Genomic DNA, 15,005 nt, shown 5'->3' on the forward strand with positions numbered 1-15,005 from the left:
AACGTCTTTATAAGTTCGTTTTGCTTATACTTTGGTCGCGGGCGGCCAGATGGCGCCACGCAAGGTGAACAGAATGTAACCGAGAAAGGCGACGGCCCAGCTCCAGCGGGCCAGCGGGATCAGGGTATCGTAGAGCTCGAAATCCAGGGCGGCGCCGACGCGGGCGACAGCAGCACCGGCGATGGCCACGTAGACGACGTCGGCGAGCAGCGACGGCATCAGCGACCGCTTGTCCTTCTTGCGGACGATGGAGGTGGCGATGGCGATGGCCAGTGTCGCAAGACCCCCCACCGCAAAGGCGTGGATGACGGCGAAGGGCGAGATGTCGGCGATGCCGAGATCCATCAGCGCCAGCAGGAGAAAGGCCAGCCGCTTCCAGACGAGGCCGACCGCTAGGATGACGCAGCCGGCATAGGGCTTGATGCGCCAGGGTTCTATGTGAACGAGCCAGGCGACGCCGAACAGGAAGGCGGCGAGCGCCGGCCAGCCGGCGTTCCATCCGAGCCCCCAGAGCGCCAGCGCCAGGATGGTGAAGGCACGCTGCGGCAGGGCGACGAGGGCCGGAACGGGTGTGAGCTTTGGGTAGCCGGCGCGCTCGCGCGCCACAGACAGCACGGCGATGCCGATGCGGTTCGACACTTCGATGCAGATCAGCACGATGACGGCAAGGCCGGCCATGGTGGCCTCAGGCCAGCCGCCCAAGAAGGCGGCAACGCCGATCAGCCCATGCAGGGCGGCAAGGCCGAGGATCGGCAGCGTCTCGGCCGTCTTGCCGGGCGGTGTTGTCGAGAGCAACAGCACGACGCCCGATAGCGTCGCCAGGGCGCGTAGGATTCCTCCCAGTTCCAGATCGAAGCAGCCCCAGACGAAAGCGACGGCATGGGCTGCGAGAACGGCCCAGAGCACGGGCGCCGGCGTGATCGGCTTGCCGATCCAGCGCGGCAGCGCCACGGTCAGGAAGCCGAACAACTGGATGCCGAAGAAGCCGAAGATCAGTTCATTTGGATGGGTGGCAATGTCGCCGATCTCGGGACTGATGGCCCTGAGCGCCGTCAGCGCCGCCAGCACGAAGGCGACGCGAAACGGGTCCAGCTTGGTCATGCCATCTCCACGCGGGCGCTTCCCGGCTGTCCGCGCGTGAAGCCATCGACAAGATCGCCGGGAAGCCCCAGCAGCTTGACCGCGGCGAGCGTTTCGGCACGGCCGGCACGGCCGTCGAGCAGCGCCCGGTAGAGGCGGCTCACCGCCACCATGTCGACTGTGTGCGGGGAGAGCCGCAGACGGCGGACGCCGAGCTCGGCGAGCTCGACCGGTGTCGGGCAGAAGGCCTCGACGCCGTTCGACAGCGTCTGGATGCCGTTGATGGCGAGAAACTGCTGGCCGTCCAGCGTGTCGACGGGCAGGCCGTCCGGATCACGATCGCAGACGAACTGGCAGCCGTCCTTGTGCAGGCCGTGCAGGCGGGCGTGATAGCAGCGGCCGGAGAGGGCCAGCGGCAAGCGACCGAAGGCGAAGAGTTCGAACTCCACCTCGGGCAGTGCGGCGGCGATGACGGAAACCGAGGCGATCGGCAGTTCCACCGGCAGGCAGATGCCGGTGGCTCCGCGTCCGGCCAGGAAGCGCGCCGCGCCCTCGTTGTAGACATTGACGAAGGGGCCGACCAGGAAGGGCTTGCCGGCCACGGTGGGCAGGGCCGTGAGGTCGTTGATCTCGGCAAGCTCGCCGGCCTTGCAGAAGTCGAGGACGGAAGCGCGTTCGCGCGGGTTGTAGGGGAGGGCAAGGGTCGACAGCACGACCTCCTTGCCTGCCGCCTGAAGACGCTCGATCAGCTCCGGCCAGATACCATCGGTGAAGGGCTGGCGCTTGCCGCAGACCACCTCGCCGAGGTGGACGCGATCGACCTCGGCCTCGTCGGCGATCCGGGCGTAGAAATCGCGAAGCCGATCGGGCGACCAGTTGAAGAGAACGGGGCCGAGGGTGAGGCCGGTCTTGGTCATTGTCATCTCCGGCTCAGCGCCACGTCTTCTTGTAGGCGCCCGATGTCTGGCGGCCGCCCTCCACGAGGCCGGCGAGCAGACGGCCGACCTCGACTTCGGTGCCACCGGCGTCGATCGCCTCGACGGCGGCGCGGAAGGTGCGCACCACCTCCGTGACATAGCCCTTGCCGCGCTGGCGCCCCTCGATCTTCAGCGCCGTGATGCCGGCCTTGGCCAGCGCCGCGATCAGGCTGGCCGCGTTGAGGCTGACCGGGTCCTCGAAGAGATAGGAGGTCTTGCCGCCGGCCACGAAGCGCCCCTTGCAGAGCGTCGGATAGCCCGCCTGCTCGCCGGCGCCGAAGCGGTCGATGGTGAAGCCGTTGAGGCGGGTCGCCGTGCCGTTCCTGTCCTCGGTATAGGCGACGTGTTCGGGCGGCGAGCAGACGCCGGTGAGGTTGGGCGACTTGCCGGTGGCGTAGGAGGACAGCGAGCAGCGCCCCTCGGTCATCGGGCAGAGGCCGCCGAAGACGAAGGCCTCGGTCTCCACGTTGATCGCCGCGTTGAGCTTGGCGATTTCCTCGACCGAGAGGACGCGCGGCATGACGACGCGCTTGACGCCGAAGGTGTCGGCGTAGAAGGCGATCGCCTCGGGCGTCGCGGCGGCGGCCTGCACCGAGAGATGCAGGCGGAGGTTTGGGTGATGCGTTGCCGCGTGATCGAGTACGGCGAGGTCGGCGAGAATCACCGCGTCGGCGCCGGCTTTCTCGGCGTTGGCGAGCGCCGCCTTCCAGGCATCCATGGCGCCGGCCTTGGCGAAGGTGTTGATCGCCACCAGCACCTTGGCGCCATGCGCATGGGCAAAGCGGACGCCTTCGACGAGCTCGTCGGGCGAGAAGTTGAGGCCGGGGAAGTTGCGGGCGTTGGTCTCGTCGCGGAAGCCGCAATAGACAGAGTGGGCGCCGGCCTCGACTGCGGCCCGCAAGGCCGAGGGCGTGCCGGCCGGGCAGACCAGTTCCAGGCTCATGACGGCTCTCCGGGGATCGGCGAGCCGGTGAAGCGGCGGGCAAGGCCGAGGCCGCCGATCACCGAGCGGTCGACCAGCCGGCCGAGGCCGCCGGTGGCGCCCACGAAGTCGGCCGGCGTCAGCTCGGCGTCCTCGATGGCATTGCGCAGGGCGACCAGCGCGTCGGTGCGGCCGGACACGGCAATGGCACGGTTGAAGAACAGGGCATCGCCGTCGAAGGTGCCGTCGAGCAGGCCGAGGAGGACGAGAAGCGGGCCGCGCACCGTCACGTCGGCGTGCTGGCTGGCCCGGCGGCGCAGGCATTTCACCTCGGCGCGCGTGCCGTCCGGCACCATCAGGAAGCAGACGTCGAGGTCGGACGGCTCGATCAGGAACGAGCATTTGCCGTAGTCGCCGAGCCGGTCGAAGACGGCCGGCTTGCGGCGGGCGAATCGGCGGACGGCCAGCGTCAGCGCCGGTCCGAGCGGCAAGAAGCCGGCCGGCGCAGCCAGCAAGCGGAGGATTTTGGGCAGCTCGCCCCGGAAATGTTCGGCCATCGCAATATCCATTTCGAAGGCGAGAAGCTTAGGACAGTCGGTCGCTCATGTTTTTGTCATAGCTCAAAGACGTGCCGCTTTTTGCCGTGGCAATCTGTTTGATTGGCGAGAAGGTGTTATGTGTCGGCGGTGCCCGGCGCCAGTGGGGAAAAGACCGAAGGTCTGGAGCATCGCGAACGAGAGGTCGGGAAAGAGAATGTTCAGCCGCAGCCTGCCGCGTTTCCCCGATCTCACGAGCTTCCTGTCCTTCCTCGAAACCAAGGGTGACCTCCGTACCCTAACGGCGCCGGTCGACATGCGGCTCGAGGCGACGGAGATTCACCGGCGGGTGATCGCGGCCGGCGGCCCGGTCCTGCGCTTTTCCGCGCCGACCGTCGGCGGCCAGCCATCGGCCATGCCGGTCGTCGCCAACCTGTTCGGCACCCGCGCCCGCGTCGCCGCGGGCCTCGGCACCGACGAGGCCGGCCTTGCCACCCTTGGCCGGATGATGGCCTTCCTGCGGTCGCCGAAGCCGCCGCGCTCGCTTGGCGAAGCGACCAGCCTCTGGCCGGTGGCGCGGGCGGCGCTCAATGCCCGGCCGAAGGTCGTCGGCGAACGCGGCCGCTGGCGCGATTGTCCCATCGACCTCTCTGCTCTGCCGATCCAGACCTGCTGGCCAGGTGACGCCGGGCCGCTGCTCACATGGCCTCTGGTGGTGACCCGCGCGCCCGGCGCCGACGACCTCAACGCCTATAACGTCGGCGTCTACCGCATGCAGGTGCTCGACGAGACGAGCGCCATCATGCGCTGGCTGCCGATGCGGGGCGGAGCGCAGCATCACCGGCAATGGCTGAAGGCCGGCGAGACCATGCCGGTGGCGGTGGTGATCGGCGCCGATCCCGCCACCATTCTCGCCGCCGTCATGCCGGCACCCGAAGGCGTGACGGAACTGTCGCTGGCCGGTCTCATCGCCGGCGCGCGCACGTCCGTCACGCCCTGCCGCACCATTCCGCTGCATGTTCCGGCCTCCGCCGAGATCGTCCTCGAAGGCACCATTACCCCCGGCGACACGGCGATGGAGGGGCCGTTCGGCGATCACACCGGCTACTACAATCCTCCGGAGCGGCATCCGGTGTTCCGGCTGACGGCGATGCGGGTGCGCGAGGGGGCGCCCTATCTCACTACCTTCACTGGACGGGCGCCGGACGAGCCGGCGGTGATGGGCGATGCGCTGGCCGAGGTGTTCAAGCCGCTGCTGATGGAGGCCATTCCGGAGATCCGCGATCTCTGGCTGCCGCCGGAGACCTGCTCCTATCGCGTCGCGGTCATCGCCATCGACAAGCGCTTCGCCGGCCAGGCGCGGCGGGTGATGATGGGCTTCTGGTCGCTGCTGCCGCAGTTCACCATGACCAAGATGGTCATCGTCGTCGATGATGACATCGACGTCCGCTCGTGGTCCGACGTAATGTGGGCGGTGGCGACGCGCGCCGATCCGGCCCGCGACACGCTTGTGCTCAATCGCACGCCGATGGACCATCTCGATTTCGCCTCGCCCCTCGAAGGGCTCGGTGGCAAGATCGGCATCGACGCGACCAACAAGATCGGCGCCGAGACCAGCCGGGAGTGGGGGCGGGTGATGACCATGGACGAGGCGGTGAAGCAATCGGTCGACGCCCGCTGGACCGAACTGTTCGGAGCAGCGCCATGAAGGTCGTCATCGGGATCAGCGGTGCGTCGGGCGCGGCGCTCGGCCGCGAGGTGCTGCGTCAGCTCGGCGCTGCCGGCGTCGAGACGCATCTCGTCATCACCGAGGGGGGCGAGCGCACCATTACGCATGAACTCGGGCCGGACGGGCTTCAGGAGATGCGGCGGCTCGCCACTTTCGCCCATGACATCGACGATCTCGGCGCATCGATCGCCTCCGGCTCCTTCGGCGCCGACGCCATGGCCGTGGTTCCCTGCTCGATGCGGACGCTCGCCGCGCTCGCCCATGGCTTCGGCGACAACCTGTTGACGCGGGCCGGCGACGTGATGCTGAAGGAGCGTCGGCGGCTCGTCGTGTTGCCGCGCGAGGCGCCGCTCACCGAGGCGCATCTCAACTCCATGCTGATGCTCACCCGCATGGGTGCCCTGGTGGCGCCGCCGGTGCTGCCCTTCTACAGCAAGCCGGAGACCATCGACGACATGATCAGGGAGATGGCGGCTCGGGTGCTCACTTGGCTCGGCGTCAATCCCGGTGATGCGTTGACGCGCTGGCAGGGCCTCTGAGGCCTTGTCAGGCCGCATTTCTACGGGTATAGCCCTTTACATGACCACGACGCCTGACATCTCGCGCCATATCTCCGCCGAGGGCACCGCCCCCGGGGACCGTGCACGGATGCTCGGCTCGCTTCTTCGTCTCGGCCTTATCAGCGGTTGCCGGGTCCAGTGAGGGAGCGCCCGGCGGCCGATAGCCCGCCGCTGGCCATGAGCTCTCTCCTTCTCAACCCATGCATGACCAATTGCGCCTTACGCCGCTTTTCGACGTCGCCGGAACGACGCGGCCGGCAGACGGCGCCAGCCAGAGACGAGTGACAGCATCATGACCGATACGTTTCAGAACGGAGTGGGCCGCGACCGGGTAGGCATGCCCATCGCTTCCTCCAAGTACCGTCCCTTCACGCCGATCAATCTCAAGGATCGCACCTGGCCGAGCAAGGTGATCGACAAGGCGCCGATCTGGTGCTCGGTCGATCTGCGTGACGGCAATCAGGCGCTGGTCGACCCGATGGGCCACGACCGTAAGGCCCACATGTTCCGCCTGCTCCTGGAAATGGGCTTCAAGGAAATCGAGATCGGCTTTCCCTCGGCCTCGCAGACCGACTTCGACTTCGCCCGTTGGTGCGTGGAAGAGGGCGGCGCGCCGGACGATGTGTCTCTGCAAGTTTTGGTGCAATGCCGGCCGGAGCTGATCATCCGCACCTTCGAGGCCTTGCAGGGCGCCAAGCGACCGATCGTCCATTTCTACAATTCCACCAGCAGCCTGCAGCGGCGCGTGGTGTTCGGCAAGGACGTCCAGGGCATCAAGCAGATCGCCGTCGATGGCGCCAAGCTGATCGCCGACATGGCGGCCAAGGCCGGCGGCGGCTTCCGCTTCGAGTATTCCCCGGAGAGCTTCACCGGCACCGAGCTGGAGGTGGCGCTGGAGATTTCCAACGCGGTGATCGAGGTCATCAATCCGACGCCCGACAACAAGCTGATCCTCAACCTGCCGTCCACGGTGGAGATGGCGACGCCCAACGTCTACGCCGACCAGATCGAGTGGATGAGCCGCAACATCGATCGGCGCGACTCGGTGCTGATCTCGCTGCACCCGCACAACGATCGCGGCACCGGCGTCGCCGCCGCCGAGCTGGCGCTGATGGCCGGCGCCGACCGCGTCGAGGGCACTCTGTTCGGCAACGGCGAGCGCACCGGCAACGTCGACGTCGTCACCATGGCGCTCAACATGTTCACCCAGGGCGTTGACCCGGGTCTCGATTGCTCGAACATCGAGCACATCCGCGACGTGTTCGAGTATTCCAACCAGATGAAGGTACCCGAGCGGCACCCTTACGTCGGTGAACTCGTCTACACCGCCTTCTCCGGCTCGCATCAGGATGCCATCAACAAGGGCCTCAAGGCCATGAAGGCGTCGAACACCGGCGTCTGGGAGGTTCCCTACCTGCCGATCGATCCGCAGGACGTCGGCCGCTCCTACGAGGCGATCATTCGCATCAACTCGCAGTCGGGCAAGGGCGGCATCGCCTACCTCATGCAGAACGATCACGGCATCAACCTGCCGCGTGCGTTACAGGTGGAGTTCCGCGAGGACATCCAGGCAATTACCGACCGCGAAGGGCGTGAGCTCAGTTCACAGCGCATCTACGAGCGCTTCATGCAGCTCTATGTCGACCAGCCGGAAGGTCGGCTCAAGTTCGTCGACCACCACACCTTCCCGGACACGGAGGTGAAGGGTCGGCGGGTCTGCGTCGCCGAGATCGTCGACGGCGGCGTTTCGCGCACCATCGAGGGCCGCGGCAATGGCCCCATCGATGGCTTCGTGCATGCCTTGTCGGTCTACATCGGCATTCCCGTGTCTGTGGCCGATTATTCCGAGCATTCGCTCCAGCAGGGTTCGGATGCCGCGGCCATCGCCTATGTCGAGTTGAAGCATCCCGGCGGCAAGCTGCACGGTGTCGGCATCAACACCAATATCGTGACGGCGTCGCTCTCTGCCGTGGTGTCGGCGGTCAACCGGGTGCTGGACCTCAAGGTCGGCTGATTGCACCAACCCCAGATGAAGCAAGCCCTCGGTCGTCTGCCGGCCGGGGGCTTTTCTTGTCGGGCCTCCGGCTTGACTTTGGCGGCGCCTCGCATGCAAGCATGGCCCATGTCGCTTCCCGAAGATCTTGCCAACTGCCTCGTTCTCAACACCGTTGCGGCGGCGCGGGCGCTGGTCCGTCGCTATGACGCCAAGCTGAAACCCTTCGGCGTCACCGTGCAGCAGTTCTCGCTGCTCGCCGCCATCCGCTACAATCCCGGCGCCACGGTGGGGACCTTGTCGTCCCGTATCCATCTCGACCGTACCAGCCTGATCCGCAACCTCGACCGGCTCGAAGCGAAGGGTCTGGTGCGGCGATTGGATAGCGCCGGCGGCAACACGCGGGTCAGCGAACTGACCGACGAGGGGGATGCCCTGCTCGATCGCCTGATTGTCGAGTGGCAGGCAGCCCAGGCCGGCTTGATGCGCGGCAGCTCGCCAGAGGAGACCGAGGCCTACCTCAAGATATCCAGACGGTTTTCCCGCTGATCGGAACGACCGGTTGTTTCCCGGCCATATAGTGTATATGCACTGTGCTTGTACACATGGAGGTGAGCATGCAGGAACCGATCGTCGTTACAGGGATGGGGGCGGTGTCGCCCCTGGGCACCGGCGTCGAAGCCATCTGGAACCGCCTCGTCGCCGGCGAGAGCGGCATTCGGCGGAACGATCGCTTCGACACCGACGGCTGGAAATGCCGGATCGCCGGCCTTGTTCCCGGCCGCGACGAGCCCGGCGGCTTCGACCCTGAGGCCGTCATGGACCCGCGTGACCTGCGCCGTACCGACCTCTTCATCCACTACGCCATGGCGGCGGCCTCCGAAGCGCTCGCCCAGGCGGGTTGGTATCCGGAAAGCGAAGCCGAGCGGATGAGCACGGCGACGGTCATCGCCACCGGCGTCGGCGGCGTGCCGGCGATCACCGCGGCGAGCGAGACGGTGCGGACCGACGGCGTCCGGCGCCTGTCGCCCTTCGTGGTACCGTCCTTCCTGCCCAATCTTGCCACCGGCCAGGTGTCGATCCGTTTCGGTTTTCGCGGTCCCTCTGGGGCACCGGTCACCGCCTGCGCCGCTTCGGCGCAGGCCATTGGCGATGCCATGCGCATGATCCGCAACGGCGAGGCGGACATCGCGCTATGCGGTGGCAGCGAGGGTTGCGTCGACCCGGTGGCGATCGGCGGCTTCACGGCGGCCAAGGCGCTGTCGTTCAACTTCAACGACGAGCCGGCCAAGGCATCGCGGCCTTTCGATGTCGATCATGATGGCTTTGTTTTGTCGGAGGGGGCGGCGACTCTGGTCATCGAGAAACTGTCGCATGCCGAGGCACGCGGGGCGGTGCCGCTCGCCGTCGTCTCGGGCTATGGCACGACCACCGACGCCCATCATGTCACCGCCGGCTGGCCGGATGGGAGGGAAGCGGCGCGCGCCATGCGGTTGGCGCTCGGCATGGCCGGCCTCGAGCCCGCTTCCATCGGCTATGTCAACGCGCACGCCACCTCGACGCCGGTCGGCGACGCGGCGGAGCTTGCCGCTTTGGCGTCTGTTTTCGGGCCGGGGGGCGGCGGCGTGCCGGTCGGTTCCACCAAGTCGGCGACCGGCCACATGCTGGGCGCGGCCGGCGCCATCGAGGCCATCTTCTCGGTGCTGGCGCTTCGTCACCAGACACTGCCGCCGAGCCTCAACATCGAGCACCCGATGGCTGAGGCAGAGGGCTTCGACCTCATCGGCGCGGCCCGTCCCGCCGCCGTCGGTCATGTGTTGTCCAATGCCTTCGGCTTCGGCGGCGTCAACGCGGCGCTGGTCTTCTCGCGCTTCAACTGACTGGTCGTCCAAAAGAAACGGGCGGCAGGTTACCCCGCCGCCCGGCTCTCAAGTCTTTCAGAACGCCAGATCTCAGTAGATCATGGTGCTCATCTTGATCTCGCCCCAGATCTCCTTGACCGTCAGTTCCAGCTCCGCCTTGCGGTCGGTGTAGAACGTGTGGAGGAGGTGGTGCGCCTTCTCGGAGTTCGGCGAACCCAGGAAGTCGCGGTAGAGGGCCTTGACCTGTTCGTTGTTGTGCGACTGGCGCACCTTGGCCTTCCGGTCGATGCCGAACATCGTCTCGCGCCGCTTGAGGGCGTAGGGCAGATACTGCTTCTTGGAGCGCAGCGTGCCGCCGCCGTCGACGCAACCGCCGGGGCAGGCCATGATCTCGATGAAGTCGAAGTCGGCCTCGCCGGCCTTGATCGCCTCCATCAGGGCGCGCGTCTCGCCGAGGCCATGGGCCATGGCGATCTTCACCTCACCGATGTTGCCGCCGAGGTCGACGGTGGCCGAGCGCACGCCCTCGAAGCCGCGCAGCTGGGTCAGCTCGATCTGGTCAAGCTCCTTGCCATTGACGACCTTGTAGACGGTGCGCAGCGCCGCTTCCATGACGCCGCCGGTGGTGCCGAAGATCACGCCGGCGCCGGTGTACTCGCTCATATAGGGGTTGTCGAAGGTCGACGGCTCGATGGTATTGAGATCGAGGCCTTCGCGCTTCAGAAGGCGCGCGAACTCGCGCGTCGTCAGCACGACGTCGACGTCCGGCGTACCATCCTCGCCGAGCTGCGGCCGGACGATCTCGTCCTTCTTGGCCGTGCAGGGCATGATGGAGATGACGCGAATCCGCTTCGGGTCGAGACCCATCTTGGCCGGCAGGTAGGTCTTGGCGATGGCGCCGACGACCGCCTGCGGCGAGCGGGTGGACGAGAGCAGCGGCAAGAGCTCCGGATAATGGATCTCGGCGAAGTTGATCCAGGCCGGGCAGCAGGAGGTGATGGTCGGCTTCTTGCGCTCGGCGAGACGGTGCAGAAGCTCGGTGCCTTCCTCCATGATCACCACGTCGGCGCCGAAGTTGGTGTCGAGCACGATGTCGACGCCCAGCTTGCGGGCGGCCGCGATGATCTGGCCCTCGACGTTGGTTCCCGGCGGCATGCCGAACTCCTCGCCGAAGCCGACGCGGATGGCCGGCGCGAACTGGAGGACGGTGGTCACCTCGGGATCGTAGATGTAGTCGAGGACCCGATCGGTCTCGTCCTTCTCGGCAAGAGCGCCGGTCGGGCAGACGAGGACGCACTGGCCGCAGGTGACGCAGGTGGAGTCCTTCTGGTTCTTGCCGTGACGCAGGCCGATCGCCGTGTCGAGGCCGGTGCCGGTGACGACCAGCGCGTCGACTTCCTGGTAGTTGCGGCAGACCGTGACGCAGCGCTGGCAGCGGATGCACTTGGTCATGTCGCGGACCATGGCCGGCGACGAATGGTCGACCTCGCGGGAGGCGACGCGGATCGGGTCGAAGAAGCGGTTTTCCTTGAGGCCGACGAACTGCGCGACGTCCTGCAGCTCGCAGGAGCCGTGGCGGGTGCAGGTGGCGCAGTCCTGAAGGTGGTCGGCCATCAGGAGCTCGACCTGCAGCTTCTGCATGTCGCGCACCTTCTTGGTGCGCGTCTCGATGGCGAGGCCTTCCTTCACCGGCGTGTTGCAGGCCGTCACCATGTGGGTGTTGGCCTGACCGGGCATCTGGATCTCGACGAGGCACACGCGGCAGGTGCCGGGGGTGTGGTCGATGTCCGCGAGCTCGCACAGCGTCGGGATGTAGAAGTCATGCCGGCGGGCGGCCGAGAGGATCGTCTCGTTCGGATAGGCCGTGAGGGCCTTGCCGTTGACCTTGACGTTGATCGTGGCCTCGGCGCCCACGGGGGTGAGGGTTTCGACGTTGCACATGGTCTCACGCCGCTCCTTCGGGGATGGAGTGTTCGGTGATCACGGAGTAGATGCGGTAGCAGCGCATGCAGCGCATGGACTCCTTGTAGGCGTCCTCCGAGCTGATGATCTGCTCGACTTCCCCGAACATGGTCTTGCGCACTTCCGGCGACAGTTCCGGATGGTGGACGCGGTACTCGTTCTTGACCGGCACCTCGATGCAGTCGTTGGAGAACAGCTTGTTGTTCTCCAGAATCTTGCGCATGCGGGAGCGCGGGAAGAAGCGGGTCGAACCGCGGCGCAGATAGTCGTCGATGTTGCGGGCGGCCTTGAGGCCGTCTGCCATGGCGGCGATCAGCGTCGACGGACCGAGGTAGCAATCGCCGCCGGCGAACACGCCCGGCCGCGAGGTGGCGAGCGTCTCCTTGTTGGCGACCACCCAGTTCCACTTGCTCATCTCGACGCCGTCTTCGGGCTTGACCGAGCCGGTGTCGACCTGCTGGCCGATGGCGGCGATCACCACCGAACAGGGCATGACATACTCGCTGCCGGGGATCGGCCGCACGTTGCGGCGACCCTTGGCGTCCATCTCCGTCTGCTCCATCTTGGTGAGCTTGACGCCGGTGACCTTGCCGTTCTCCGAGATGATGGCGAGCGGGTTGGTCAGCACGTGGAACTCGATGCCCTCGGCATGGGCCGCCACGATTTCCTCGTGGTCGGCGGGCATGTCGGCTTCGGTGCGGCGGTAGACGAGGTGGACCTTCTTGGCGCCCATGCGGATGGCCGAGCGGACGCAGTCCATGGCGACGTTGCCGCCGCCGACGACGACCACTTCGCCATCGATATTGTGGGTCTTGATGCCGGCCACGTGGTCGTGGACCTTGAGCAGGAAGCCGACGCCGGACTCGTAGCCTTCGAGGCTGGTGTCCTCGTTCTCACAGCCCATCTTGGTGCCTTCCTGGCAACCGAGGGCGAGGAACACCGACTTGTAGCCCCGCTTCATCAGGTCATCGACCGAGAAGTCCTTGCCGAGGCGCTGGTTGAAGAAGAAGCGGCCACCGAGCTTGGTGATGGCATTCATCTCGTTGAGCAGAACGTCCTTCGGCAGACGGTAGGACGGGATGCCGATGGCGGCCATACCGCCCATCTCGCCCTGGGCCTCGTAGATGTCGACGTGATAGCCGCGCATCAGCAGGTGATAGGCGCAGGACACGCCAGCCGGGCCGGCGCCGACGACGGCGACGCGCTGGTCCTCGGGCAGGACGTTGGCGATCATCTCCTTGGAGAACACCAGCGGGTGCGCACCGGTCTGGTACTCAGCCACATAGCGCTTCAGGATCTTGATGCCGACCGCCTCGTCGACCATCTTGCGGCGGCAGGCCGCTTCGCAGAAGCGGACGCAGACGCGGCTGCAGGTGGCGGCCATCGGGTACTTCTGCAGGATGACGCCGAGCGAATGCTCGGGCTTGCCGTCGCGGATGTAGTCGATGTAGCGGGGAACGTTGACCTTGGACGGACAGGCTTCGATGCAGGGCGCCGTCATGTAGCTCATGGCGTGCTGCTGACGGGCCGGCTCCTTCTTGGCGAGCTCGGCCTCGAACTCGTCGCGGAAGGCGGCAATGGCCTTGCCGAGGGCGGTGCCGCAGGACTGGCCGAGGCCGCAGAGCGAGGTGGCGCGCATCTGCTCGGCCATGGCCGCGATCTCGTCGAGGCTGAGGTCGCCCTCAAGGCCGCGGCGCATGGCGCCGAGAGCGTCGCGAACCAGCACGGTGCCCATGCGGCAGGGGGTGCACTTGCCGCAGGATTCCGCGGCCGCCTTGCTGAGATACTGCCAGAAGGCGTCGAGGAGATTGACCTTCTCGTCGAAGACGAAGAAGCCGCGATCGGCCACGAAGGCGCGGATCGGGTTGCCTTCGTCGAACACCTCGAAGTCCTTCAGGTCGGGAGGCGTCGCGCCCTCCACGGCCTTTCCCTGGCGGTAATCGTGGACGACGCCGTCCCACACGCCATAAACAACCTGTGCCATGCTGCCACCCCCATTTGGTTGGGCGTTCCCCGGCAAGTCTGTCACAGGCGAGCGACCTTCGGGGAAATGTGTCCGTATCATGCGTTCCATAGGCATCTGCCATGCAAACAGCAATGAGGAAAGTCAAACGGGTCGGCCTACGTAGTTGCTTTCTCTCTTTTTCGATTTAGATGCTTCTCGTTCTCAGCTTTCATATTACGCATTATCGCGTATTAGGGTGAATTCCTATCCGTAAATCATCGGAATGTCTTGGTTCCCAGTTCGTTGTTCCTCAAGCATTGGCCTCGCGACTGGCAATTTCCCCGGGCAGCGATTTGGTCTAGTGTCGGACGAATGCCTCTCAGAATGCGGCCGCGCCGCGCAGTCCGGGTTCCGACATGACAGCTTCCTCCATGCCATCAAGCATGAGCCGCCGGCGGTTTCTCGAAGGCGCGGCCCTCGCTGCCGGACTTGTCGCGTTGCCGGCTTGGTCGTCCGCGAGAGCTTCTGCCCTCGATCGTCTGACCGTCTGGGGCATGCCGGCCTCGCCTTCGGTGGTGCTGGCGCGCGCCGTGGCCTCCGGTGCGCTGGCGCCCCTCGTCGGGGAGGCGCGCTTCGATGTCTGGCGCACTGCCGACCAGATGCGGGCCGGCGTGGTTTCGGGCGAGATCGCTCTGTTCGCGACGCCGACCTATGCTGCCGCCAACCTCTTCAACCGCGGCGCCGGCGTCCGGCTCGTCAACGTGATCACCTGGGGGCTGCTCTATGTGTTTGCCGGTCAGGGCGTTCGGCTCGAAAGGGTTGAGGACCTCAAAGGAAAAACGCTGCTGGTCGGTGCCAAGAACGACGCGCCCGACCTCCTCACCCGCTTTGTGCTGAAGTCGGCCGGGCTGGATCCCGAGCGCGACGTCACCCTCTCCTATGTCGGCACGTCGGCCGAGGCGGTGCCGCTGCTCCTGGCCGGCAAGGCGGACGCCGCGGTGCTGCCGGAACCGGCGGCGAGCGCCGCCGAGATCAAGGCGAAGCAAGCGGGGGTTTCCGTCACCCGCGCTCTTGACGTGACCGAGCTCTACGCCGCCCGCAGCGGCCGCCCGGCAGGCATCCCGCAGGCCGGCCTCGCGGTGACCGAGAGATTTCTCGACGCCCATCCCGAGCTGGTCGCGGCGCTGCATGCCGCTTCGGTCGAGGCAGCGGGCTGGGTTGGAGACCACCCGAAGGAGGCCGCAGGTCTCATCGCCGATCCCCTGAAGCTGCCGTCGCCGATCGTCGAGGCGTCATTGCCGCGCTTCCGATTGAAGGTCGCGTCGGCCAGGGAGGCCAAGACCGACCTTGAGGCCTATTTTGAGGCACTGATGACGCTGTCGCCGGATATCGTCGCCGGGCACCTGCCGGAGGCGGCGTTCTACTGGGGGCGCTGAGAC

The 15,005-nt window shown here is 66.5% G+C and carries 12 protein-coding genes; 6 read left to right on the top strand and 6 right to left on the bottom strand.

The window, feature by feature from the left end:
• Nucleotides 1-24 precede the first annotated feature (24 nt).
• Genes CXZ10_RS19310 through ubiT form a run of 4 tightly spaced genes read right to left on the bottom strand, consistent with a single transcriptional unit; the run spans nucleotide 25 to nucleotide 3,536 of the window.
• Nucleotides 25-1,101, bottom strand: a complete 1,077-nt coding sequence (locus CXZ10_RS19310) for an NnrS family protein (protein ID WP_101291002.1) — start codon at nucleotides 1,099-1,101, stop codon at nucleotides 25-27.
• Nucleotides 1,098-1,997 (bottom strand): ubiquinone anaerobic biosynthesis protein UbiV, encoded by a 900-nt coding sequence (gene ubiV, locus CXZ10_RS19315; RefSeq protein WP_101291003.1) that lies wholly within the window; start codon nucleotides 1,995-1,997, stop codon nucleotides 1,098-1,100. The genes CXZ10_RS19310 and ubiV overlap by 4 nt, the downstream gene beginning before the upstream one ends.
• Nucleotides 1,998-2,010: 13 nt before the next feature.
• Nucleotides 2,011-3,000 (bottom strand): ubiquinone anaerobic biosynthesis protein UbiU, encoded by a 990-nt coding sequence (gene ubiU / locus CXZ10_RS19320; RefSeq protein WP_101291004.1) that lies wholly within the window; start codon nucleotides 2,998-3,000, stop codon nucleotides 2,011-2,013.
• Nucleotides 2,997-3,536, bottom strand: a complete 540-nt coding sequence (ubiT, locus tag CXZ10_RS19325; protein ID WP_101291005.1) for a ubiquinone anaerobic biosynthesis accessory factor UbiT — start codon at nucleotides 3,534-3,536, stop codon at nucleotides 2,997-2,999. The genes ubiU and ubiT overlap by 4 nt, the downstream gene beginning before the upstream one ends.
• A 196-nt stretch (nucleotides 3,537-3,732) precedes the next feature.
• Between ubiT and CXZ10_RS19330 the strand changes: the two genes are divergently transcribed.
• The 5 genes from CXZ10_RS19330 to fabF all read left to right on the top strand — a co-directional run bounded on the left by CXZ10_RS19330 (nucleotide 3,733) and on the right by fabF (nucleotide 9,677).
• Entirely contained in the window at nucleotides 3,733-5,223 is a 1,491-nt protein-coding gene (locus tag CXZ10_RS19330) for a UbiD family decarboxylase (protein WP_101291006.1), read from the top strand.
• On the top strand, nucleotides 5,220-5,783 hold the full coding sequence (locus CXZ10_RS19335; RefSeq protein WP_101291007.1) for a UbiX family flavin prenyltransferase: 564 nt from the start codon (nucleotides 5,220-5,222) through the stop codon (nucleotides 5,781-5,783). Before CXZ10_RS19330 ends, CXZ10_RS19335 begins: the two co-directional genes overlap by 4 nt.
• A 313-nt stretch (nucleotides 5,784-6,096) precedes the next feature.
• Nucleotides 6,097-7,818 (top strand): 2-isopropylmalate synthase, encoded by a 1,722-nt coding sequence (gene leuA / locus CXZ10_RS19340; protein ID WP_244617119.1) that lies wholly within the window; start codon nucleotides 6,097-6,099, stop codon nucleotides 7,816-7,818.
• A gap of 108 nt (nucleotides 7,819-7,926) precedes the next feature.
• On the top strand, nucleotides 7,927-8,346 hold the full coding sequence (locus tag CXZ10_RS19345) for a MarR family winged helix-turn-helix transcriptional regulator (RefSeq protein ID WP_180336083.1): 420 nt from the start codon (nucleotides 7,927-7,929) through the stop codon (nucleotides 8,344-8,346).
• A gap of 68 nt (nucleotides 8,347-8,414) precedes the next feature.
• Nucleotides 8,415-9,677, top strand: coding sequence for a beta-ketoacyl-ACP synthase II (gene fabF, locus CXZ10_RS19350; protein WP_101291009.1), 1,263 nt, complete (start codon nucleotides 8,415-8,417; stop codon nucleotides 9,675-9,677).
• A 72-nt stretch (nucleotides 9,678-9,749) separates the two neighbouring features.
• Here fabF and CXZ10_RS19355 read toward each other — a convergent pair whose 3' ends face one another.
• Together CXZ10_RS19355 and CXZ10_RS19360 are read right to left on the bottom strand one after the other, a co-directional pair.
• Nucleotides 9,750-11,600: a [FeFe] hydrogenase, group A gene (locus CXZ10_RS19355; RefSeq protein WP_101291010.1), complete on the bottom strand. Its 1,851-nt coding sequence runs from the start codon at nucleotides 11,598-11,600 to the stop codon at nucleotides 9,750-9,752.
• Between the two features lie 4 nt (nucleotides 11,601-11,604).
• The gene (locus tag CXZ10_RS19360) at nucleotides 11,605-13,605 is read right to left on the bottom strand and encodes an FAD-dependent oxidoreductase (RefSeq protein WP_101291011.1); all 2,001 of its coding nucleotides are present in this window, start codon (nucleotides 13,603-13,605) and stop codon (nucleotides 11,605-11,607) included.
• Nucleotides 13,606-13,982: 377 nt separating this feature from the next.
• Between CXZ10_RS19360 and CXZ10_RS19365 the strand changes: the two genes are divergently transcribed.
• On the top strand, nucleotides 13,983-15,002 hold the full coding sequence (locus tag CXZ10_RS19365) for an ABC transporter substrate-binding protein (RefSeq protein ID WP_244617118.1): 1,020 nt from the start codon (nucleotides 13,983-13,985) through the stop codon (nucleotides 15,000-15,002).
• Nucleotides 15,003-15,005 lie beyond the last annotated feature (3 nt).

This window comes from Pleomorphomonas diazotrophica (assembly GCF_002844595.1).
GTDB classification, from domain to species: domain Bacteria; phylum Pseudomonadota; class Alphaproteobacteria; order Rhizobiales; family Pleomorphomonadaceae; genus Pleomorphomonas; species Pleomorphomonas diazotrophica.